The organism is Allobosea sp. 2KB_26 (assembly GCF_052115715.1).
Taxonomy (GTDB): domain Bacteria; phylum Pseudomonadota; class Alphaproteobacteria; order Rhizobiales; family Beijerinckiaceae; genus Allobosea.
On sequence record NZ_JBFRHE010000002.1, the window covers coordinates 401,983 to 423,763 of the forward strand.

Annotated in this window: 20 protein-coding genes and 1 tRNA gene; 10 read left to right on the plus strand and 11 right to left on the minus strand. The window is 64.8% G+C overall.

Annotated features, from left to right (window positions below):
* The first annotated feature begins 18 nt into the window (after positions 1-18).
* Genes AB4099_RS10030 through AB4099_RS10040 form a run of 3 tightly spaced genes read left to right on the plus strand, consistent with a single transcriptional unit; the run spans position 19 to position 3,123 of the window.
* Positions 19-270: an acyl carrier protein gene (locus tag AB4099_RS10030; protein ID WP_113516569.1), complete on the plus strand. Its 252-nt coding sequence runs from the start codon at positions 19-21 to the stop codon at positions 268-270.
* Positions 267-2,045, plus strand: coding sequence for a fatty acyl-AMP ligase (locus AB4099_RS10035; protein ID WP_441477947.1), 1,779 nt, complete (start codon positions 267-269; stop codon positions 2,043-2,045). The genes AB4099_RS10030 and AB4099_RS10035 overlap by 4 nt, the downstream gene beginning before the upstream one ends.
* A complete protein-coding gene (locus AB4099_RS10040; protein ID WP_162768253.1) occupies positions 2,032-3,123 on the plus strand; it encodes a hypothetical protein in 1,092 nt (363 codons plus the stop codon). The genes AB4099_RS10035 and AB4099_RS10040 overlap by 14 nt, the downstream gene beginning before the upstream one ends.
* Before the next feature lie 405 nt (positions 3,124-3,528).
* On the opposite strand, the gene AB4099_RS10045 is transcribed toward AB4099_RS10040, so the two are convergent.
* Positions 3,529-3,606 (minus strand) — tRNA-Pro (locus AB4099_RS10045).
* 304 nt (positions 3,607-3,910) lie between these two features.
* On the opposite strand from AB4099_RS10045, the gene AB4099_RS10050 reads away from it, so the two are divergent.
* Positions 3,911-4,726, plus strand: coding sequence for a class I SAM-dependent methyltransferase (locus AB4099_RS10050; RefSeq protein WP_441477948.1), 816 nt, complete (start codon positions 3,911-3,913; stop codon positions 4,724-4,726).
* 19 nt (positions 4,727-4,745) lie between these two features.
* Here the strand turns inward: AB4099_RS10050 and AB4099_RS10055 are convergent, their stop codons facing one another.
* Both AB4099_RS10055 and AB4099_RS10060 read right to left on the minus strand, forming a co-directional pair.
* Positions 4,746-5,990 (minus strand): O-antigen ligase family protein, encoded by a 1,245-nt coding sequence (locus AB4099_RS10055; RefSeq protein ID WP_441477949.1) that lies wholly within the window; start codon positions 5,988-5,990, stop codon positions 4,746-4,748.
* Entirely contained in the window at positions 5,987-7,534 is a 1,548-nt protein-coding gene (locus tag AB4099_RS10060) for an undecaprenyl-phosphate glucose phosphotransferase (RefSeq protein WP_441477950.1), read from the minus strand. Before AB4099_RS10060 ends, AB4099_RS10055 begins: the two co-directional genes overlap by 4 nt.
* A 530-nt stretch (positions 7,535-8,064) precedes the next feature.
* Between AB4099_RS10060 and AB4099_RS10065 the strand changes: the two genes are divergently transcribed.
* Both AB4099_RS10065 and mdtI read left to right on the plus strand, forming a co-directional pair.
* On the plus strand, positions 8,065-8,421 hold the full coding sequence (locus tag AB4099_RS10065; RefSeq protein ID WP_441477951.1) for a DMT family transporter: 357 nt from the start codon (positions 8,065-8,067) through the stop codon (positions 8,419-8,421).
* 2 nt (positions 8,422-8,423) lie between these two features.
* The gene (gene mdtI, locus AB4099_RS10070; protein WP_113516576.1) at positions 8,424-8,756 is read left to right on the plus strand and encodes a multidrug/spermidine efflux SMR transporter subunit MdtI; all 333 of its coding nucleotides are present in this window, start codon (positions 8,424-8,426) and stop codon (positions 8,754-8,756) included.
* 18 nt (positions 8,757-8,774) lie between these two features.
* Here mdtI and AB4099_RS10075 read toward each other — a convergent pair whose 3' ends face one another.
* Positions 8,775-9,941 (minus strand): glycosyltransferase family 4 protein, encoded by a 1,167-nt coding sequence (locus AB4099_RS10075; RefSeq protein WP_441477952.1) that lies wholly within the window; start codon positions 9,939-9,941, stop codon positions 8,775-8,777.
* Positions 9,942-9,961: 20 nt separating this feature from the next.
* Positions 9,962-10,522, minus strand: a complete 561-nt coding sequence (locus tag AB4099_RS10080) for a polysaccharide biosynthesis/export family protein (protein ID WP_069881062.1) — start codon at positions 10,520-10,522, stop codon at positions 9,962-9,964.
* A 192-nt stretch (positions 10,523-10,714) separates the two neighbouring features.
* Here AB4099_RS10080 and AB4099_RS10085 point away from each other — a divergent pair, with 192 nt between their 5' ends.
* Positions 10,715-12,889, plus strand: coding sequence for a GumC family protein (locus AB4099_RS10085; protein ID WP_441477953.1), 2,175 nt, complete (start codon positions 10,715-10,717; stop codon positions 12,887-12,889).
* A 110-nt stretch (positions 12,890-12,999) separates the two neighbouring features.
* Here the strand turns inward: AB4099_RS10085 and AB4099_RS10090 are convergent, their stop codons facing one another.
* Positions 13,000-14,277 (minus strand): GNAT family N-acetyltransferase, encoded by a 1,278-nt coding sequence (locus AB4099_RS10090; RefSeq protein ID WP_441477954.1) that lies wholly within the window; start codon positions 14,275-14,277, stop codon positions 13,000-13,002.
* Positions 14,278-14,383: 106 nt separating this feature from the next.
* Here AB4099_RS10090 and AB4099_RS10095 point away from each other — a divergent pair, with 106 nt between their 5' ends.
* Complete coding sequence (locus AB4099_RS10095; RefSeq protein ID WP_441477955.1) at positions 14,384-15,436, plus strand: polysaccharide deacetylase family protein; 1,053 nt, start codon at positions 14,384-14,386, stop codon at positions 15,434-15,436.
* 96 nt (positions 15,437-15,532) lie between these two features.
* Here the strand turns inward: AB4099_RS10095 and AB4099_RS10100 are convergent, their stop codons facing one another.
* Entirely contained in the window at positions 15,533-15,745 is a 213-nt protein-coding gene (locus AB4099_RS10100) for a DUF2842 domain-containing protein (protein WP_113516580.1), read from the minus strand.
* A 124-nt stretch (positions 15,746-15,869) separates the two neighbouring features.
* Here AB4099_RS10100 and AB4099_RS10105 point away from each other — a divergent pair, with 124 nt between their 5' ends.
* Positions 15,870-16,949, plus strand: coding sequence for a COX15/CtaA family protein (locus AB4099_RS10105; protein ID WP_441477956.1), 1,080 nt, complete (start codon positions 15,870-15,872; stop codon positions 16,947-16,949).
* 137 nt (positions 16,950-17,086) lie between these two features.
* Here the strand turns inward: AB4099_RS10105 and AB4099_RS10110 are convergent, their stop codons facing one another.
* The 3 genes from AB4099_RS10110 to AB4099_RS10120 form a co-directional block, all read right to left on the minus strand.
* Entirely contained in the window at positions 17,087-18,364 is a 1,278-nt protein-coding gene (locus tag AB4099_RS10110) for an O-acetylhomoserine aminocarboxypropyltransferase (RefSeq protein ID WP_441477957.1), read from the minus strand.
* A gap of 67 nt (positions 18,365-18,431) precedes the next feature.
* Positions 18,432-19,661: an FAD-dependent oxidoreductase gene (locus tag AB4099_RS10115; protein WP_441477958.1), complete on the minus strand. Its 1,230-nt coding sequence runs from the start codon at positions 19,659-19,661 to the stop codon at positions 18,432-18,434.
* Positions 19,662-19,686: 25 nt separating this feature from the next.
* The gene (locus AB4099_RS10120; RefSeq protein ID WP_441477959.1) at positions 19,687-20,217 is read right to left on the minus strand and encodes a CoA-binding protein; all 531 of its coding nucleotides are present in this window, start codon (positions 20,215-20,217) and stop codon (positions 19,687-19,689) included.
* Positions 20,218-20,366: 149 nt separating this feature from the next.
* On the opposite strand from AB4099_RS10120, the gene AB4099_RS10125 reads away from it, so the two are divergent.
* Positions 20,367-20,798, plus strand: a complete 432-nt coding sequence (locus AB4099_RS10125) for a hypothetical protein (protein ID WP_113516584.1) — start codon at positions 20,367-20,369, stop codon at positions 20,796-20,798.
* A gap of 103 nt (positions 20,799-20,901) precedes the next feature.
* Here the strand turns inward: AB4099_RS10125 and AB4099_RS10130 are convergent, their stop codons facing one another.
* Positions 20,902-21,717, minus strand: coding sequence for an enoyl-CoA hydratase (locus tag AB4099_RS10130; protein WP_441477960.1), 816 nt, complete (start codon positions 21,715-21,717; stop codon positions 20,902-20,904).
* Positions 21,718-21,781 lie beyond the last annotated feature (64 nt).

Here is a 21,781-nt window from a genome sequence, read left to right on the forward strand (position 1 = left end):
CTGGGAGCGTGGCGTTTGATGGCAACTGACAAGGGCGAAGCAGAAATCACCGCGTGGTGCGTCGCGCATCTCGCCAAGGGGCTGCGACGTCCTGCGGATAAAATCGATCCGCAGGCCAAGTTCACGCGCCTCGGCGTCGATTCCGCGATGGCAGTCTACCTCGTGGCCGAGCTCGAGGAATGGCTTGGGCGCGAACTGCCCCCTGAACTGGCCTTCGAATACCCCAGCATAGCAACGCTTGCCCGTCACCTCGCGGGAGCGCAGGATTGAACCAGATTCCGACAATTCAGGAGAACCGGGCGGTCCTCAGGGCCGGGTACAGCTCGATGGTCGAGCTGCTGCGTGCGCGCGCCGCGGAGCAGCCGAACGAGCGCGCCTATGCCTTCCTGTCGGATCGCGGCGGCGAGGAGGCATCGCTCACCTTCTCGGAGCTCGAGCGCCGCGCCCGTGCACTTGCGGCGGAGTTGGTAGGGCGCGGTCTCTCCGGAGAGCGCGCGCTCCTGATGTTCCCGCCTGGGCTCGATTTCCTCGTCGCCTTCTTCGGCTGCCTGATTGCCGGCACGATCGCTGTACCGATGATGCCGCCACGGCGCCTGGGCGCGCGCAATTCGAGCGCCAGCATCGTCGCCGACTGCGCGCCGCGTATCGCATTGACGAATCCGGCACTGCAGGCGACTCGCGGCGATCTCGCGGAGCGTCTCCAGGCACCCGCGCTCGATTTCATGGCCGTCGACGCCACGAAAGCAGCCGAGGCGCCTGTGGGAATCATCTTCCCGGAGCCCGGCCTGCAGGATCTGGCTTTCCTGCAATATACCTCGGGCTCGACGTCGGATCCCAAGGGCGTGATGGTGAGCCATGGCAATCTTCTCGCCAATAGCGAGATGATCCGGCTCGTATACGGCAACACCCGCTCGACTACATATGTGAGCTGGGTGCCGCTCTATCACGATATGGGGCTCATCCTGAACGTGCTGCAGACGCTCTATGTCGGCTCGCTTTGCGTGCTCATGGCGCCGGTGAGCTTCATGCAGCGCCCGTTAAACTGGCTGCGCGCGATCAGCGACTACCGCGCAGAGTTCGCAACGGCCCCGAACTTTGCCTTCGATCTTTGCGTCGATCGCTTCCGCCCCGACCAGATGGCGGGGATCGATCTGTCCCACTGGAAAATTGCGCTCAACGGCGCCGAGCCGGTGCGCGCGGAAACGATGGAGCGCTTCACCGACACCTTCACGCCCTATGGCTTCGCGCCGGAAGCATGTTCGCCGGCCTACGGGCTCGCGGAGGCGACGCTTCTCGCCTCCGGCGGCGGACGGGGACGGGGGCTCGTAAAACGTCGGATAAGCCGGGAGGCGCTGCAACGCCTTCGCGCGGCCGCGCCGACGAGCGAAGACGACGCGCAGTTCGTCGCAGGCTGCGGCAAGGCCCTCGTCGGCGAAAGGCTCGCGATCGTCGATCCGGAGACATGCCACCGCCTTCAAACCGGTCATGCCGGCGAGATCTGGATTTCCGGTCCGAATGTCACCCAGGGCTATTGGCAAAACGCCAAGGCCACCACCGCGACCTTCTGGCCGCGGATCGAGGGGGAAGCCGAGGAGCGCTGGCTTCGTACCGGCGATCTCGGGTTCCTCGATGACACCGGCGAGCTCTTCATCACCGGGCGCATCAAGGACGTGATCATCATTCGCGGCATCAACCATTATCCCCAGGACCTGGAGGACACCGTTCAGGCGAGCCATCCGGCCTTGCGGCGGCATGGCGGCGCCGCTTTCTCGATCCTGGATGATGATGGCGAGGGGCGTCTGGTCGTGGTGCAGGAAATCGAGCGGACGCAGATGCGCCACGTCTCCATCGATGACATCGAGGACACGATCCGCGAGGCGATCGCGACCGAACACGAGCTTGCCATCCAGGAGGTCGTGCTGATCCGCCCCGGCAACCTGCCGAAGACGACGAGCGGCAAGATCCAGCGCGGCCTTGCCCGCAGCCTTTTCCTCGACGGACGCCTTGCCGAACTCCAGCCAGGTTTGCCCGATGCTCTGGCGTAAGAAGAAGCCGGTTTCCGCTGCGTCCGGGATGAACCCTCGGACCTATGCGCTGGCGCTTATCCTGGGCGCTGCGGCGCTCTTTGCCAGCGTGGTCGTCGCGAATGTCGTGATCGATCCGCAGGGGGTGTTCGGCACAAACGTCCTTCCGCGTACGCCCAACCTCAATTACCACTACCGCAATCTCGCTGCCTATGACGCTGCGCCGGACAGTTTCGACGGCGTGCTGTTCGGCTCCTCTCGCGCCCAGGCTACTCCGCCAGCGGAGCTGTCCCGCCGCTTGGACGGGGTGAATTTCGCCAGTTTCTGGGCCACACGCGGTATGCTGCCGGACTTCCTGCCCGCGCTCGAATACGTCCTCGCCGACAAGGCGAAACGAGGGCAGCACTTGCGGGCCGTGTTCCTGCTCCTGGATATCGATACCTTCGGAGATCCCCCGGCGACCAACCGCTACATCGAGACCTTGCTGCCTCAGGCCCTGAGCGGCGAAAGCGGCGTGTATTTCTGGTGGCGCAATCTGACGGCCATGCAGGTCCGGAGCTGGCAGCGTATCCTGCGCGAGGCCCGCGCCGCGATCGAGGAGAGGGATCGCAAGACCCCTTCGGTCGTCGACAAGATGAAACTGGCGTTCGTCCGTTTGGCGTCCTTGAGCGCCTTGGCCGGGCGCGGCGCACAGGCAGGAAGCGACTATAACAGGCCGTTCGCACAGCGCGCGTATTTCGCAGACCAGCTGCAGATCCTGCAGCGTATCGCCACGCTGTCCCGGCAGAACGGCACCAGGCTCATTGTGGCCGTCAGCCCGCTCCACCGGGCCGTCGAGAGCCGCTATTTGCCGAAGGATCTCGCGCAAGCGCTTGATCAGGTTGCGCGCGTCACGCCGCTCTGGGATTTCACGGGCGCCGACTGGCTCTCGGACGATCCGAACTATTGGTTGGGCGACCAGGCTCACTATTCCACTGAGGTCGGCCGCATGATGCTGGCCCGTATCTTCGGCGACCCGATGCCGCCCAATTGGGAACGATTCGGCCGCTTGAGGGGAGCTGAGGGCACGATTGCTTCGGAGGTCGTGATGCCGCGTTGAAATTCGGCGCTGTTGGCCGGGGTTCGACCGGTCATCTTGCCGCCGTCTCCTTTTCCCGCGCCTAAGACAAAAGTGAACTGCTCAACGATCGAGAAGCGGGCCGCTTGAGCGCGGCCGGCCTGCGACAGAGGGCCGAAGAGGCGCTACGCGCACCATGCGTATCCCGCCAGGAGCGCCCAACATTGCGAATCGGGGTCGTGGCCGACCGCCCGTTCCTTCTTGCCCCGCTCGATCCATTCTTGAAAATGGCATGCCGGTAGAGCGCAGCGGGTCTCTCCGCAGCGGCAGCTCACTGCCTTCCCTTGCGCGGGAAATGCCATCTTCGCGTTGATGGCCGCCAAGGCAAAACGGGCGCCGCGGCATGTTTAGTGCCGCTCGCCAATCCAATAATTCCATGAGGTTTTATGGTCGGAGCGAGAGGATTCGAACCTCCGACCCCTTGTCCCCCAGACAAGTGCGCTAACCGGGCTGCGCTACGCTCCGACAGGGCGGCTTATAGAGGGGCCTGCGCGCGGATGCAACGCGCTTCGGCAGACTCTCCGCAGGGTTTTTCTGAAGCGCGGCGCCGCCGCCATCTCGCAGTCCAGATGCTGCCGCCTGCTGTGCGATACGTGCTGGAAACAAGCGCCCCCGGCCGTTCCTGAGTAAGCCGCTGCCGGCGCGCCATGGCGCGAGGGGGCCTGCCCCCCAGGCCGAAACCATCGATATTAACTTAATGTTAAGTAAAATGTTGCGAGCCGGGCTATCGCTCCACATCCTCCATCCGCATTGAACGGCGGAGGCTGACATGACGGCGGCGGTGGCGTTGGGCGCTAAGGGAACGACCGTCAGGGCGACACGGGGTCCTGAACGAACGCTCGCGACCTTCTTTGCCGAGCTGCAGCCGGATTGGCACTCGCGCTGGGCCTGGGAGAATTACGAGCGGACGATTCTCGCCTTGACCCGGCAGTTCGGCTTGAGGCGGGTCTGCGAGATCGGTGGCGGCCGTGACCCGCTGTTCTCTCCCGCTGAAGCCGCCAGCCATGGCCTGGACCTCGTCATCAATGACATCGATGCGGGCGAGTTGGCCTTGTCGGTGCCCGGCCTCCGGACGGCGCGTTTCGATATTGCTGGCGACCTGTCCGAACCAGATGTCGAGCGCGGTGGTTCCGACCTGATGGTCTCGCGCATGGTCTTCGAACATATCCAAGACGTCGAGAAGGCCTGGACGAACATCCATGCGCTGCTGGCGCCGGGCGGTATGGCGCTGGCCTTCTTCCCGACGCTCTGGGCGCCGGTCTTCGCGCTGAACCACATCCTGCCGGAGGCCGCCTCGCGCGCCATCCTGCACGCGCTGTTTCCGACGCGCCGGGAGGATGGCGGCGATCCAAAATTCCCGACCCATTACGATTGGTGCCGCGGCAGCCGTGCCCGGCTGACGCGGATGCTCAACCGGGCCGGCTTCCGCGAGACGCACATGCAGCGCTTCTGGGGGCACGGCTATTTCGAGCGCTTGCCGGGGCTGCGCGAGATCGACCACGGCTTCAACCTGCTGGCTGCCAAAGCCGGCTGGGACCTGGTGACGACCTACGGATACGTGCTGGTCCGCAAGGCGCCGCTCTGAGCCGGATCGGCGGGCGCCCCTATGCGCGGGTGGCCCGAGCGGCTGCCGGGGCGGACCTGAGCGCCACCAGGCCCCAGACCAGCCCGAGCAACAAGTAGAAATGCCGCCAGTGGTCGGTGTCGATCTGGACACCCTGCAGGATGGTGATGAACAGCACCGACCACAGCACGATGGCGTGGTTCTGCCAGGGCGAGCGGGTGAAGACGAGACGCCAGCCGACATAGCAGGTGGTGACGATCAGGCCGAGATAAGCGATGCCGCCGAGCCAGCCATAGGAGGCGAAGGCGTTGATGTAGACGTTGTGCGGATCCTCCGGGAAATACCAGCGGAAACGCAGCGGGCCGAGTCCATTCGGCGCGTCGAGGAGGAGAGGGAGCGAGCGCAGCTGGCTTCCGAAGCGGCCGGTGACGCCCTGATCATAGCTCTGGTTGAGACTGGCGCGGATCTCGAAAATATCGCGGATGCTTTCGAAAGAGAGCGCAATCAACAATGCGACGAGGATAAGCCCAAGGGCAGTGAGGGTGAGCACAACGATGCGGGCGCGGCGAGAAGCATCGGGCGCGGTCAGGAACATCAGCCCGACCATCATCAGCGCCGAACCGGCCAGATTGCCCCAGGCTCCGCGCGAAAAGGCGAGCAGCACCGCCATCAGCGGCACGCTCATCACCAGGAAGCCACGGACCAGGCCCAGGCGCCCGATCAGGATATGTTGCAGCGCGTAGGTAATGGGCACGACGAGGAAGGGGCCCAGCACATTGGGATCCTTGAACGTCCCGGAGGCGCGGCCCGCATAGGAGAAGACGTCGGAGAGGCCGGCAATGTCGAAATAGCCGAGGATGCCGGCAAAGCTCGCGCACCAGGCGGCGAAGAGATAGCCCTTGCGCAGGGTTTCCAGCCGGCCGAGCGGGTCTTCCGCCATGATGGCCGCGAAAAAGATCCCGGTGATCATCAGGTAGACCGAGACGGCCGTGAAGCGCACGGAGGGCGCCTCGTCCATCCAGGGAATCAGTGAGAAGATGCCGCCGATATTGTAGAGCAGCAGCAGCACCACCATCGGCAACAGCTTTTGCGAGAATCGGATGCCTGTCAGCGCAAAGACGAACAGCGTGAGCAGGAAGAAGAACTCATAGGGTGACGGCTCGATCAGCGCGAAACCGCTAGAGGCGGCCAACAGCCAGAGCGTCCCGCGCTTGATCGCGGCAAAGGAAATCCTCAGGCCGCCGCGGCCGCCTTCATGTCCTGCGCGGTCGGCGAGCGCGCTCAATAGGCGTTCTCGGACTTGGTCAGCAGCGAGATCGGCGTCTTGTACAGGATGTAGAGGTCAAGCATCACCGACCAGTTTTCGATGTAGTAGAGGTCGTGCTCGACGCGGCGCTGGATCTTGTCCTCGGTGTCGGTCTCCCCGCGCCAGCCATGGATCTGAGCCCAGCCGGTGATCCCCGGCTTGACCCTGTGGCGGGCGAAATAGCCATCGACCACCTGCTCATAGGCGCGGTTGTCGGCCTTGCCGTGGACGACATGCGGGCGCGGCCCGACCAGCGAGAGATTGCCCTTGAACACCACGTTGAAGAGCTGCGGCAACTCGTCGATCGAGGTCTTGCGAATGAAGCGGCCGACGCGGGTGACGCGCGGATCATCCTTGGTCACCAGCTTGCTGGCGGCAACATCTTGCATCTCGTGATAGAGCGAGCGGAACTTGAAGACTTCGATCTGTTCATTGTTGAAGCCGTAGCGCTTCTGCCGGAACAGGACCGGCCCCTTCGAGTCGAGCTTCACCGCGATCGCCGTAATCAGCAGAACCGGCGAGAGAGCGATCAGGGCAAGGGTGCCGACGATCTTGTCGAACAGCCATTTCACCACGATGTCCCAGTCCGCGATCGGCCGGTCGAACACATCCAGCACCGGCACCGCGCCGATATAGGAATACGAGCGCGGCCGCAGCCGCAGCTTCGACATATGGGCGGAGAGACGGATGTCGATCGGCAGAACCCAGAGCTTGCGCAGCATCTGCAGGATGCGGCCCTCCGCCGAGATCGGAAGGGTGAAGATCACCAGGTCGAGCTTGGTGCGGCGGGCGAACTCGACAAGGTCGTCGATCGTGCCGAGCTTCGGGTAACCGGCGACGAGATCGGGCGAGCGATCGTCGTTGCGATCGTCGAAGACGCCGCAAATCTGCAGTCCTGAGTCCTTTTCCGCCTCGAGCGCTTTGATCAGCGCCTCGCCGGCAGCGCCGCCGCCGACAATGGCCGTGCGGCGCTCGAGCCGTCCCGTGCGTGTCAGCCGGCGCACCGCCATCGTCACGAGAAGGCGCTCGCCGAGCAGGGCTGCGAGACCGCCGCCATAGAAGCCGGCCAGCCAGACCCGGGAAAACTGGCTTCCGACCTTCATGAAGAAGAAGGCGGCGAGTGCGATCAGGAACAGCATGGTCCAGCCCGCGACCAGTCGGGCAGCCGTCGGAACGAAATGGCGCAAAGCGCCGATATGGTAGAGATGCAGCGCCTGGAAGGCGGCGAGTGCGCCCACGCTCACCAGGAGAACGGTGATCTGATAGAGCAGGGTGCTGCTGGTGGTCCCCGCAACATAGAACCAGTAGACCAGCCCTGCCACGCTGACGATGGCCAGAACATCGAACAGGCGCACCAGGCCTTCGATCAGGACCGGGGAGAGAGTTGGCTTGACCGGCATCGCCGCGATGCGCTCGGCCAGGGGATGGAAAGCGCGGGTCGAACCCGTCTTGCTCCCGCCGGCTGGATCTGATGCTCCGGCCGCGTCGGCCTGGATCAGGTCACGCACATCGAAAGTGCCCATCACACGCTACCTCTACTCAGACCGGAGCAATACTCACCTCCCGGTCCCGGCTTGCGATTAGCTCAAAATGCTCTCGGAAGGCTTAATCCGATGCTTCGCTGTCTTGTGGCTATCGAGGCGACTCTACGGCATTCCGGACCATCGCGATCGGGTCAGTTTATCCCCCCGCAGGCGGCGTCTCAAACCTGATGCAAAAAAAGTTGATTTTCTCTCGTCCGGCCAAGGAATTAGCTCACTCCGATTTTTTCCGATTTTGCGTCGAAAAGCAGTCGTTCTTGGCTCATAAAGTTGATGTTGGTTGACAAAAAGCATTAAAACGGGCATATCCATTCGCGATGAGTGTCTGAGAAGCACATTTCTGAGCGATGCCCGCGGTTGCTAATTCAAGCATTTGGGCAAGTCGCTGTGCAACCCCAGCAGTTCAATCTGCCAGGGCTTCGTCTTCGAAACTCGTTCGTAAAAACTCTAACTTTGCTTAGCTGCCTAACGTCGCTTCCCGACGGTAAGCGCCGGCTTCGCCCGTGTGCATCATGTCTTTTCATTGGTTGGTTCTGCTCGCAGCGATTGCTGTCGAGATTCTCGCGACGGCCGCGTTGAAGTCGGTCGTCGCCGAGCCGTGGCTCATCACGGCTCTGCCGCTCGTTCTGATCGGGTTGTCCTTCGCGCTGCTCAGCGTGGCGCTGCGTGTCATCCCCATGGCGGTGGCCTATGCCGTCTGGGAAGGGCTCGGCATCGTCGGCATCGCCGCCGCTGGCCACCTTCTCTTCGGCGAGCATCTGACGCCTGAGCGCCTCGTGGCGCTTGCGGCCATCATCGCCGGTATCGTGCTGATCGAGCGCGGTGTCGGGCATGGTGTCGAGGAGGGTAAGCAGGGGAGGCTGGCGTGACCATGCTTCTTCAGCCGCAATCGCTCGCCTTCGCCTGGCTCGGCCTTGCGGTCGTTCTCGAGGTCCTCGGTACCTATCTGCTCAAGCTCTCTGATGGCATGCGGCGGCGATTGCTGGGGGCGTTTGGGATGGTTCTCGTCGTCGGGGCCTTCGCGGCCCTGGCGCAGGCCATCCGCGGCATGGACCTCTCGGTCGCCTATGCGGTCTGGGGCGGAGCCGGATTGGTGATCACGGCCATCATTGGAGCCCTTGCCTTCGGGCAGCGGATCTATCTGTCCGGCTGGGTCGGTATCGCACTGGTGGTTGCCGGCGTCGTCGGCCTGAAATTCCTGTAACGCGGCCGCGACGCGTAACTAGTCGAGACCGCGTCGCGCCAGCGCGACGCGGTAAGCCGCAAGCACGCCGTCGATCATCGCGTTGAGGCAGAAATTCTGGCGGACATGTTTGGCCAGATCGATGGCCTGCGCGCGTCGTTCGGCCTCGGGCATGGCCAGGATCGAACGAATGCTCCCGGCCAGGGTTGCCGGGTCATCGGCCGGTATCAGGCGATGCGCGTGATCGGGGCCGTAGATCTCCCTGATACCGCCGACATTCGTCGAAATCAGCGGCTGGGCAGCCGCTGCAGCTTCGAGGATGACATAGGGCAGCGATTCCGCCCGGGACGGGATCACCATCACTTGTGCCTGTGCCAGAGCGGCGCGTATCGGGCCGGGCGGCTCGAACACGCATTGACTGCCGATGCCGCAGTCGAACGTCATCTGCCGCAACACGGCCTCGTCAGGGCCCGACCCCACGATCAGGATGCGCGGCTCGAGACCATCGCGGCGCTTCAGCAGCGCGAGCGCATCGATCAGCGTATCGACCCCCTTCGCGGAGCGCAGTTCTCCGAGATAGACGAGGTCGAACCTCGCCTTGGCATGGTCGATCGGCTCGAACTCGGCTTCCGAAATGCCATTCAGGACAATCCGGTAATCGGTGCGCGGCTTGTGGCCGATATATGCCTCGAACCGCCCCGCAATGAAGGCGCTCTCGAAGCAGAACATGTCGGTCGCCCGCTCCAGCAGCCGTTCGACCGACATATAGATGCGATGCTCGGCCCCGCCGGGCTTGTAGTTGAAGCTGCCGCCGTGCGGCGTATAGGCGGTGATGTAGCGGCGGCGCGGTGAAACCAGCGCAGGCAGGCGTGCATAGACGCCGCCCTTCGAGCCATGGGCATGCACGACATCGGGGGAAAGGCGCGCCCGCGCCGAACGCGCCGCCAACTGCGCCTTGGCGTCCATGAGGCTCGGGTAGCGTGACATCGGCACGCGCGTGATGCCAAGCGCGAGATCGGGGCCAAGCTCGGCGAAGACCTGGTCGGCACGCAAGCCACCGGTATTCGAATCGCAGAAGATGCCGACCTGATGCCCGCGCTCCACTTGCCCGCGGGCCAGATCGAGGACATGGCGAAACAATCCGCCGAGCGGCGCCCGAAAGACGTGCAGGATGCGCAGCGGCCGCATGCCGGAGGCGTCCGCCATCGCCGTCACCTCGCTTGCGCTCAGAACCAGCGCTCCTTGATGACGATCGTGTCGCCAGGTTGCACCTGGTAGGTGATCGGCACCGTCCCGGTGACGAGCTGGCCGTCGATCTGGCGCGTGACCTCGGCATAGTTGCGCTGGCCGCGCGGGGTGAAGCCGCCGGCGATAGCGACCGCGGTCTGCACCGTCATGCCGTTCACGAAGGGGAACTGGCCGGAATTGGTGACTTCACCCAGGACGAAGAAGGGGCGGTAGGTATCGACCTCGACCGAAACCTTGGGTTCGCGCAGGAAGCCGCCGCGTAGCTTGCCTTCGATCGCCTGCTCGAGTTGCCGGGTCGTGCGTCCCTGGGCCTCGACGGGGCCGATCAGCGGCATGGAGATGCGCCCGGAGCCGTCGACGGCGTAGATGTTCGACAGATTGTCCTGACCGAAGACGATGACGCGCAGCCGGTCGCCGCTGGCGAGCCGATAGGGCACATTGACGTCGACGACCGCGAGTTCCTGCGCTGCATAGCGCGGCGCGCAGGCGCTTGTCGCTAGTGCGACCGCCAGGGCCAGTGGGGCGAGTGATCGACTCATCGCATATTCAGTCCATCCAAATTCTGCCGTCACGTTAGGGTGGCTATGGTTAACAAAAGTTGAGCATGGCATCCCTCGCTGGATCCCCCGCCGGAGATCCGCGCGCCTCTTAACTCGCCAATAACCTTAATCAGCTTTGATTGACCCTGCGTCCTGTGCTGGGCGCGCGAGTTTTGCGTGAATGGGTGAGTCATGACCTCTCGATCCGATAACGGAATGCGGGATGCCGGCGAGAGCCGCGGCGACATGCTCGATCTTTCCGCGCTCTGGGCCGCCATCAAGCGGCGCAAGCTCTGGGTGCTCGGCCCCACATTGCTGGCGCTCGGCCTCTCCTTCGTCGCCGTCAATCTGGTCACGCCGCGCTACACGGGCGAGGCACGGCTCCTGCTCGAGAATCGGGACAGCTTCTATACCCGTCCAGGGCAGGGCGGGGCCGAAGCCACAAGCCAGCAATTCGACAGCGAGGGCGTGCAGAGCCAGGTCCAGGTCATCATGTCGCGTGACCTCGCTCGCGAGGCGATCAAGCGCATCGGCCTCGTCGGCAATCCCGAATTCGATTCCGGGGCCGGCGCGCTGAGCGCGCTGAAGCGACTCGGCGTGCTGGTCGGGCTGGGAGCGCATCCGGCCGACCGCTCGCCCGAGGAGCGCGTGCTCGATCAATTCTACGACCGGCTGCTGGTCTTCCCGGTCGGCCGGTCCCGCATCGTTGCGATCGAGTTCACCTCGCGCGATCCGGCGCTGGCCGCCCGTGGAGCCAATGAGATCGCCAATATCTATCTCGAGATGCTGGAGGCTGCGAAGCAGGATACTGCGCGCAGCGCTTCGTCCTGGCTCTCGACCACGATCGAGCCGCTGCGCAAGCGCGTTGCCGAGGCGGAGGGCAAGGTCGAGGACTTCCGCTCGCGCAACGGGCTGCTCGTCGGAACGAACAACACCACCATCACCGCACAGCAATTGGCCGACCTCTCGACCCAGCTCTCCAATGCCCGTAGCCAACAGGCGGAGGCCCAGGCCAAGGCCAGCGTCATTCGCGATGCAATGAAGAGCGGACGGACTTTCGAGATCCCGGACGTTGCCAATAACGAACTGGTCCGCCGCCTGATCGAGCAGCGCGTCAATCTGCGCGCCCAGATCGCGTTGGAATCGCGTTCGCTCCTGCCCGGGCATCCGCGCATCAAGGAACTCAGCGCCCAGCTCGCCGATCTGGAAGGCCAGATCCGCGCGGCTGCCGAGCGCACGGTCCGTACCCTGGAGAACGAGGCACGTATCTCCGGCCAGCGCGTCGACAGCTTCACGGCCGCCCTCGAGGGGCAGAAGAAGAATGTCTCGAGCGCCAACGACAAGGAAGTGCAGCTGCGCGCGCTGGAGCGTGAGGCACGCACCCTGCGCGATCAGCTCGAGCAATATATGCAACGCTATCGTGAGGCTGTCGCGCGCGACACCCAGAACGCCAGCCCGGCCGATGCACGCATCATTTCGCGTGCCGTCGAACCCACGGAGCCGTCCTTCCCGAAGAGGATCCCGATCATCCTCGTTGCGACGCTTGCGACCTTCCTCGTCGCGCTCGCCATGGTGGTCTCGCGTGAACTCCTCAACGGCACTGCGGGAACGCCTCCCGCTTCCAATGGCTCGCGTCGTGCGCCGGGCTGGGTCGGTGGTGGCGGGTCCGGGGCGGCGCAACATCCTTCGGATGGCGACGAGCGCCGAGAACGGGTTGCGGGGCTGCTGACGCATACCGGCCGGGTGGGCCGGGTTCCCCTGGCCGCGGCCGATCCCGAAGGGGCTCTCACGGCGCTTTCGGAGCGGATTGCGGCTCCTCCGGCCGATATGGCGCCGCTGGCCGTGCTCCTCGACGGGGCCGGTCCCGAAGCGATGTCGGCACGGGATCTCGCGGAACTGCTATCCAGGCACTCTCGGTGTGTGCTGGTCGACCTTGCCAGCGATGACGACGAACGGGAAGAGCTCGGGTTCTCAGAGCTTCTCGCCGGCGAGGCCCAGTTCTCCGAGATCATCATGCGCGAACCCGGCTCGCGACTGCATCGCATCAGTGCCGGGCGTGCGGGGCGCAGGGCGGTTCTCGCCGCGCCTGATATCGTCGAGGTGGCGCTCGATGCGCTCTGCGAGACCTATGACTGGGTGCTGGTCTCGGCGACTTCGGGCGACGAGAGCGCCGTGCTCGCGCCGCTGGTCGGACGTGCGCAAGGTGTCTTCGTCATGGCGGGCAGCATCGGCAACGGGCACGCCATGGAGGCCGCCTACCGGCTCGCCGATTTGACGACGGCGCCGGTTTCCCTTGTCGTCGACAAGCTCGAGGAGACGGCAGGCGTCCCGTTCTCCGTCCGCGAGCATGATGCGGCGATGGCCTGAGCCGAAGCGTATTCCGGCCGAAGGTGGCCGGGATGGTCAGGACTCCGTGCGCTGTACCTCCTGCGAGATGCGCAGATCCTGAGCATCTGACTTGCGAGAGGCGTTGCCGCTCAGTCGTCGTCGCTGGCGAGTGCCCGGTTTCGGTTCAGCCAGCCCGAGGCGCGTTGCGCCAGCTTCAGCGCCACCGGAGAACTCTTGATCCTGCGCTTGGCGGCACGTTTGGCCCGGCTGAACAGGACGAAGGCATGCCCCTTCGGCGTCAGCGGCAGGAAGGTGTCGACGAGTTCGTCCCGGTCGTCGCATACCGTCGTCTTGTAGCGGGCTTCGCCGACACCGAGGTCGAAGACCTCGATTCCAGCACGGCATTTCAGTTTGATCAGATCGACCAGCAGGATTTCGCCGGGGCTCGACTTGGCGAGCTCGCCGTCCATGTCGAAGGATGTGGCCATGCCTGAGAAGCGCCGTCCCTGCACCGCGCCGACATAGGTGGCGACACAGCGGCCGTCGAGGTCGAGCGAGTAGAGTTCGAGAACGGGCGCTTCGCCGTGATCACGGCTTGCACCCTGGCGCAGGAAGTCACCCAGGGCGGGCTCCGCAAAGGGGTTTGGAATACCCATGCTGGCAAACCGCGCCGCCTTCTGGTTCAGGAAGGCGGCGACGACCCGCTCGATATCCTCCGGGGTCTCGGCCTTGCGCAGGACTGAGCTGCCGAAGCTGGCGAAACGGTTGCGCTTGTTCTTCAGCTTCTTGCGGGCATGCGAGCTCATCGAGCGCCGCAGCGAGCCTTCGCAGTCTCGTCCCTCCAGTGCGAGCTTGTAGGCACCGCTCGGGCTCGGGCCTGCCGCAAGCTGCGCGAGCGGATTGGGAACGCCCTGCCATTCCCGGGGCTGGTTGACGAAGATGAAAGCGTCGAGTTCTCCAATCGCCGTGCCGATCTCGACAAGCAGGGCACGCGCCGCGGCAGCATGGAGGGCGGCAGCGAAATCCGGCGCATAAAGCCCCATATGATAATTGGCGTGCTTGCCGCCGATGAATTCGCCGAAGCGAACGCCGTTGCGCCGTGTCAGCGCCAGCGGCAGAAGGGCCTGGGTGCGCCCGGCCGCGTCGCGCAGCGCGGCATATCGGAATTCCGCACCGTGCGCTGCCCCGACCGTCTCCACGAAGGGCCTGATCCAGCCATAGGCCTGGTAGGGTGTCACGAGGGCAGCCGCTTCCAGACTGCGCCACTCTGCTTCCAAGGCGGCCGGGTCGCTGCTGATCGTGATGCTGTGCCAGGGGCGCGCGCGCTCCCCCGCTCTCCTGACCGGTGTCAGGTTCAGGGCCGAGGCCGGAGTTCCGGCGCGTTCGGCAAGTGCAGACATCGTCTCTGGACCCTCGGGTGGCGGCATTCCTCGCTGTCCTTAACCCGCTATTGTGAACGAACCTGCCAGTTTGTCTTCGACCAGCCGAAGCATCGGCGAACAATATTAGCGAGCGGTTGCTGCCCGGAGCCGGATGAGTCTGCGACACCAAGCCTTTTCCGCCGCATTCAAGGCGATTGCGCTGACCGGCGCCGATCGTTGGGCGAAGGACCTCGCGCAGGGCGCGGGCATGATTCTGACCCTGCATCATGTCCGACCCTGGCGCGAGCGCGGCTTTGCCCCCAATCGTCTGCTGGAGATCACGCCGGAATTCCTCGACCGGACGCTGACGCTGATCAAGTCCCAGGGATATGACATCGTCTCGCTCGACGAAGCCGTGGCGCGGCTGCAGAGCCCGCTCTCCCAGCGCTTCTTCGTGGCGCTGACCTTCGACGACGGCTATCGCGACAATCTCGATCATGCCTGGCCGGTCCTGGCGAAACATGGCGTGCCCTGGACATTGTTCGTGACGACGGGCTTTGCCGAGCGCACGGCACGGCTCTGGTGGCTGGAGCTGGAGGAGGCGATCCGGGCGCTGCCGCGTTTCGCTCTCGACCTGCCAGGCGGCGGCTTCTCGGCCCGCACCGAAACCGATCGCGAGAAGCAGCTCGCCTTCGAGACGCTCTACTGGCGTCTGCGCAATGGCCCGGAAGCGATTCTGCTGTCAGCGATTTCCGAGCTTGCGCATCAGGCCGGCATCGACAGCGCAGCCCTGCTCGAACGCGAGTGCCTGCCCTGGGAGACGCTGCGCTCGCTCGCCGGCGCGCCCGGCGTGACCATGGGGGCGCATACGCTGAGCCACCCCATGCTTGCCAAGCATCCCGAGGATTTTGCCCGGACCGAGATCGTCGAGAGCAAGGCCCGGATCGAGCAGGAACTCGGCCTGCCCATTCGCCATTTCGCCTATCCCGTTGGCGATCCGGGCTCGGCGGGAATGCGTGAATTCGCCCTGGCCAGGGCGGCTGGCTTCACCAGCGCGGTCACCACCCGGCCGGGCCATGTCTTCGAGGGGCACGAGCGGCATCTGCATGCCCTGCCGCGCGTCTCGCTGAACGGCTATCACCAGAGCGAGGCGGCGCTGCGGGCGTTGCTGTCGGGATTGCCGTTCCTGCTCTGGAACAAGGGGCGGCGGGTGAAGCTCGCCTAAAGCATCGGCCCGAAAGATGGCTTGCGGTTTTCGGGAAAGCCGAGGCGAAGACACAAGGTTAGATCATCGGACCGGATACGATAACCGGGCCGATGTCTAGCGCGGCCCGTCCTTCCGCTCCATCCACTTGATCAGCGGCAGCAGGGGCAACACCCAGGCGAGGCCGAGCGCGATATAGGCGATCGTCTGCACCAGCTTGGGCGCGTCGGTGATCCGCCCCTGCGCCAGTGCCATGGCGACCAGCGCATAGACGCAGACGAAGATCAGGATGGCCACGGTGCCGATCAGCTTGCGGTGGCTCTGGGTCATCTCTCGTCTCCATGCCGGCGCGGCTGCGGCATTGCGGGCGTTGTTCGCGTCTTCGCGCGGGTCTATCTGTCACCCCCGACGACGCTTGTGAAGCGCGACATTTGCGACCCGAGGTCCCCATCCCGTGACGATTGCTCTCGATCAGCCGCGTGGCGGCGCTGTCAGCTCCGCCAACCACGCAGGCATCCGCCGCTGGCTCTGGATCGTCGCGGCACTTGTCTTCGCGATGGTCGTGGTCGGCGGCGCGACCCGCCTGACCGGCTCAGGCCTCTCGATCACCGAATGGCGCCCCGTCACCGGCGCGATCCCGCCGCTCTCCGACGCCGCCTGGGCGCTCGAATTCGAAAAATACCGCGCGAGCCCGCAATACCAGCTGCTCAATGCCGGCATGGCGCTGTCGGAATTCAAGTTTATCTTCTGGTGGGAATGGGGGCACCGCCAGCTCGGCCGCTTCATCGGCCTGGTCTACCTCCTCGGCTTCCTTGTCGTCGCCCTCCGCCGTCTTCTGCCCTGGCGCCAGAGCGCTGTGCTCTTCGGCATGGGGCTGCTGCTCGGCCTGCAGGGTACGATCGGCTGGATCATGGTCGCCTCCGGACTTCAGCCAGGCATGATCGCGGTCGCTCCGGTCAAGCTGACGCTTCATCTCACCTTCGCCGGTCTGTTCTTCGCCGCCGTTGTCGGGTTCGCCACCTGGCTGACCCCGCTGCGGCGGGTCGAGCAGGCGAGGGGCCGCCTGGCCGCCTGGGGGCTGCTGGCGCTTACCTTCGCGCAGATCGCGCTTGGCGGCCTCGTCGCCGGCTCCCGCGCAGGCTTCACCTTCAACACCTGGCCGCTGATGGATGGCGGGCTGGCTCCGGCCTCGTCGACCCTGTTTGCGCAGACGCCGTTCTGGGAGAATTTTGTCGATAACGTCGCGCTGGTGCAGTTCAACCACCGCATCGGCGCTTACCTGCTGCTGGCGGCCGCGCTCTGGCACGCCGTTGCGATGCGCCGCGCAGCGCCTGGGTCAGGCAGCGCCAAGCGCGCAACGGCGATTGCCGGCCTCACGCTGGCACAGGCCGCGCTCGGCGTCGTCACGCTGCTGCTGGTGGTCCCGCTCTGGGCGGGGCTCGCCCATCAGGCGCTCGCCTTCATGGTGCTGGCGATGACCGTTGTGCATGTCACACGGAGCGGGGTCGGCACCGCGCATCCTGTCCGGGCCTGACACCGCCTGAACGCTGTCGACCCGGGCGGCCAACGAAAGAGACCCGGGATCCCTGCCGGAATGGTTCAGGCAGGGATCCCGGGTCTGCGTTTTGCTTCCGGGGGGGGGGGGACGCCCCGTCGGATCGCTGCCGGATGCTAGATCAGCGCCTGATCGAGATCGCCGATCAGGTCCGCCACATCCTCGAGCCCGATCGAGAGGCGCACGACCTCCGGCCCGGCGCCTGACGCGGTCTTCTGTGCGTCCGAGAGCTGGCGATGCGTCGTCGATGCCGGGTGGATCACCAGCGAGCGCGTATCGCCGATATTGGCGAGATGCGAGAACAGCTGCAGGTTCGAGACCAGCTTGACGCCGGCGTCGTAACCGCCCTTCAGGCCGATGGTGAAGACCGCGCCCGCGCCCTTCGGCGAGTAGCGCTTGGCGAGGTCGTGATACTTGTCGCCGTCCAGGCCGGGATAGCTCACCCATTCGACCGCGGGATGCGTCGAGAGGTGCTTCGCGACGGCGAGTGCGCTCTCGCAATGGCGCTGCATGCGCAGCGGCAGGGTCTCGATTCCGGTCAGGATCATGAAGGCATTAAAGGGCGAAAGCGCCGGGCCCATGTCGCGTAGGCCGAGCACGCGGGTCGCGATGGCGAAGGCGAAATTGCCGAAGGTCTCGCCGAGCACCATGCCGTTATATTCCGGCCGTGGCTTCGACAGCATCGGATAGCGCTCGTCGCCGACCCAGTTGAACGAGCCGCCATCGACGATCAGGCCGCCGATCGAGTTGCCATGGCCGCCCAGGAATTTGGTGGCGGAATGCACGATGATGTCGGCACCGTGCTCGAACGGGCGGATCAGGTAGGGGCTCGCCATCGTGTTGTCGACGATGAGCGGAATGTTGTGCTTCTTGGCGATGGCCGCGACGCCGGCGATGTCCACGACGACGCCGCCCGGATTGGCGATCGACTCGATGAAGATCGCCTTGGTGCGCGGGGTCACCGCGGCGGCGAAGCTCTCAAGATCGTCGGAATCGGCCCAGATCACGTTCCAGCCGAAATTCTTGTAGGAATGATTGAACTGGTTGATCGAGCCGCCATAGAGCTTGCGCGCCGCAACGAACTCGTCGCCCGGCTGCAGCAGGGCGTGGAAGCAGAGGAACTCGGCGGCGTGGCCGGATGCGACGGCGAGCGCCGCGGTGCCGCCCTCGAGCGCGGCGACGCGCTCCTCGAGCACCGCGTTGGTCGGGTTGCCGATCCGCGTATAGATATTGCCGAAAGCCTGCAGCCCGAACAGCGAGGCGGCGTGGTCGACATCGTCAAAGACGAAGGATGTCGTCTGGTAGATCGGCGTGGCGCGCGCGCCGGTGGCTGCATCAGGCGCTGCACCGGCATGAATGGCGAGCGTATGGAAACCCGGTGAGCGGTCTGACATGGCGTGCTCCCTGCAAATTCTGATCGTGAAACAGTCTCGTTCGATTTAACGAACGCTCTGTGCGGCGTCAATTCGGCCGGACAGGTCTGAGAGCCGGACCGATATGCTCCGGCCTGATGCCCATGCCGATCAGCCGTGCCGGCAGGCGGCGCAGCAGCGGGAAGCGCTGCAGGAGCCGCAGCGGCAGAGGCGGCGTCACCGGTCCGCGGCTGACGAGCAGCGGCGTGATCACCCGGTTCTGGATGGCGATCTGCATGGATTGGGTGAGTTTTGCCGGGAATTCACGACGATGCTGCACGGCTGCGAGAGCGGTATCCGTCAGCCGCTTCTCGCGGAGCGGCGCTACCAGCAGGTTGGCCGTTGCGACAGCATCCTGCACCGCCAGATTGATGCCGACGCCGCCGATCGGAGACATCGCATGCGCAGCGTCGCCGATGCAGAGCAGGCCGGGCGTCCACCAGCGCGTCAGGCGATCGACAGCGACGGAAAGCAGCTTGATGTCGTCCCAGCTGCGCAGCTCCGCAATCCGGTCCTGGAGAAAGGGCGAGAGCGCGACGACACCGTCCCGGAAGGCCCGCATGCCCCGGACCTGCAAGGATTCCAGCGAACCCTTGGGGATGATGAAGGCGCATTGCCAGTAGTCGCCGCGGTTGAGCATGATGAAGAAGCGCCCGCCCGCGACCTGGCCGAAGGTCTGGTTGCGATCGCTCTTGTTGCGCGACAGCCGGAACCAGAGCACGTCCATCGGCGCGCCCAGCACTTCGACCGGGAGGCCGGAGGCCGCGCGCAGATCGGAACTGCGCCCGTCAGCCGCAACGACGAGATCGGCCCTGATCGAGAGCGGGCCGTCGGGCGCCATGGCCGTGACGCCGGCCACGCGCCCGTTTTGCTTGATCAGTCCCTCGGCCTTCGTCTGCATCCGCAAATGGAAGGAGGGCTGCTCGCGTCCCCGTTCCGCCAGGAAATCGAGAAAATCCCATTGCGGCATGAAGGCGACATAGGGAGCCTTGACCGGCAAATGGCTGAAATCGGCGACCGTGATCTCGTCGTCTCCGAAGCGGGCGACGATATGGTCTTCCTTGCTGTGCGGCAGCTTCAGGAAGGCCTCGAGCAGCCCGAGTTCATGCATCAGCTCGAGTGTCGAAGGGTGGATCGTATCGCCGCGGAAATCCCGCAGGAAATCGGCGTGCTTCTCCAGCACGGTGACCTCGATGCCTGCTCGCGCGAGCAGGAAACCGAGCATCATCCCGGCGGGGCCGCCTCCGGCGATGCAGCACGTGGTCGTTTCCTCGCGCATCGCCGTTCCCCTGGAAATGGCCGGGTCAGGTCCCGGGCCGGTTGATCGACAATTTCTGGAAGCCCTTGCCGGCCAGTTGCGGCTTCTTGTTCGAGATGATGCGCGAATTGATGCCCTGCCAGCCGATCTCGCCGGAGAGCCGGCCATACTCGATCTTCGGGCAGCGGTTCATGATCACGGTGAGGCCCTTCGCCTCGGCGCGGGCGGCGGCCGCGTCATTGCGGACGGAAAGCTGCATCCAGATCACTTTTGGCAGGGGGGAGAGCGCCAACGCCTCATCCGTGATCGGCCCGGCGGCTTCCGAATTGCGGAAGATCTCGACCATGTCGACGGGAACCGGAATCTCCTTCAGCGAGCCGTAGACCGTCTTGCCGAGCAGCGTTTGGCCGGCAAGGCTGGGATTGACGGGGATGACGTCATAGCCGCGATCGAGCAGATATTTGGTGACGATCCAGCTCGGCCGCGCCTCGTTGGCCGAGGCGCCGACCAGGGCGATGGTTTTCACCTCGCGCAGGATGCGGCGGATTAGCGCATCTTCATAGGCCTCATGATTCAAGGTGCTGAATCCTCACGAGAAATACGCGGCGATCATGCGCAGGTATTTTGGCGCCGAGGGGCTGAACCACAGCTTTGCCACTCTTATCTGATTCACTGGAACACAGGGCGAACAACCCCGGTTGTTCCGTCATGAAAGGAGGGTCTACCATGTGCGACTATAGCCTGCACAATGTGATGTCCACTCCCGCCAAAGTGGGCGACGAACTGACGACCACCAGCTTCCCGAATTCGAGCACGCGCGGCTTCTGCACTGCGGCACAGCCGGAGGTTGCGGTCTGCGTGCTGCCCGGCACGGAGCTGGCGTTCGAGAGCGAGATCGAGTGCGATAGGGTGGTCGGCTTCCTGCCGCATCGCAAGATGGCGGCGACAATGGCCCGCTTCCGTCAGATCGATCTCGACAAGCCCTATGCGCATCACGATGCGCTCGAGCTGCCCGACGGGCAGGTCATTCTGCTGACGAACCTGTCTACGGGACAAAAGGCGACCGTTTTGCAGTTGCCAGCCGTGCCGCAGCCGGAAGAAGAGGCCAAGGAGCACCTGCACGCCGAGATGCCGGAGCATTTCCCCGCGATCCTGTGAACAGGCGCCTGATGGATAGCTGCACGCGGCGTGTCTCGGTTGTCGCCGCGTGCGGCGCTGAATCTGGATGGATGGAGAGGGCCCGGCCGAGGGTCGCGAGCCGCTAGTTGCCGCTCCAGACCGGCTGGCGTTTCCCCATGAAGGCATCGATCCCTTCCTCGGCATCGCGGGCGAGCATGTTCTCGACCATGACCGCCGATGCGTGATCATAGGCTGCCGCGAGACCCATCTCGCGCTGCTGGTAAAAGGCGCGCTTGCCGATTTTCACGGTGGCAGGCGATTTCGATGCGATCACGCCCGCCAGTCGCAGGGCCTCCGCAAGCGCAGCACCGACTGGCACGACACGATTGACCAGCCCCATCCGGCCGGCCTCCTCGGCTGGCACCATTTCGCCCAGCAGCAGCATCTCCAGCGCATGTTTGGCCGCGAGGTTGCGCGAGAGCGCCACCATGGGCGTCGAACAGAACAGCCCGATATGGACGCCGGGCGTGCAGAAACGTGCCTGCGCGCCCGCGACGGCGAGATCGCAGGTCGCGACGAGCTGGCAGCCCGCAGCGGTCGCCGTGCCTTCGACGGCTGCAATGACCGGCTGGGGCAGGGCGGTGATCTGTTGCATCATGGCCGAGCAGCGGCCAAGGATATCGGTGAAATAGGCGCGGCCACGGTCCGGATCGGCGCGATGCGCGCTCATCTCCTTGAGGTCATGCCCGGCCGAGAAGACCGGGCCGGCGGCCGTCAGCACGATAGCGCGCACCGTCTTGTCTGCTGCAATGGCCACGAAAGCCTCGCTCAACGCGGCCAGCATCGCTTCGCCAAGCGGATTGCGCACCTGCGGACGGTTCAGCGTCAGTATCGCGATGCCGTCCTGGTCTGCGCGCAGCAGGACCGGGGCGGTGTCGGGTTCGAGATGGGCATTCATGGCATGGCCTTTCGCATCCGTGGCTATTGTCGGAGCCCGATCGTCATGCTGCAAGGGGAGGAGT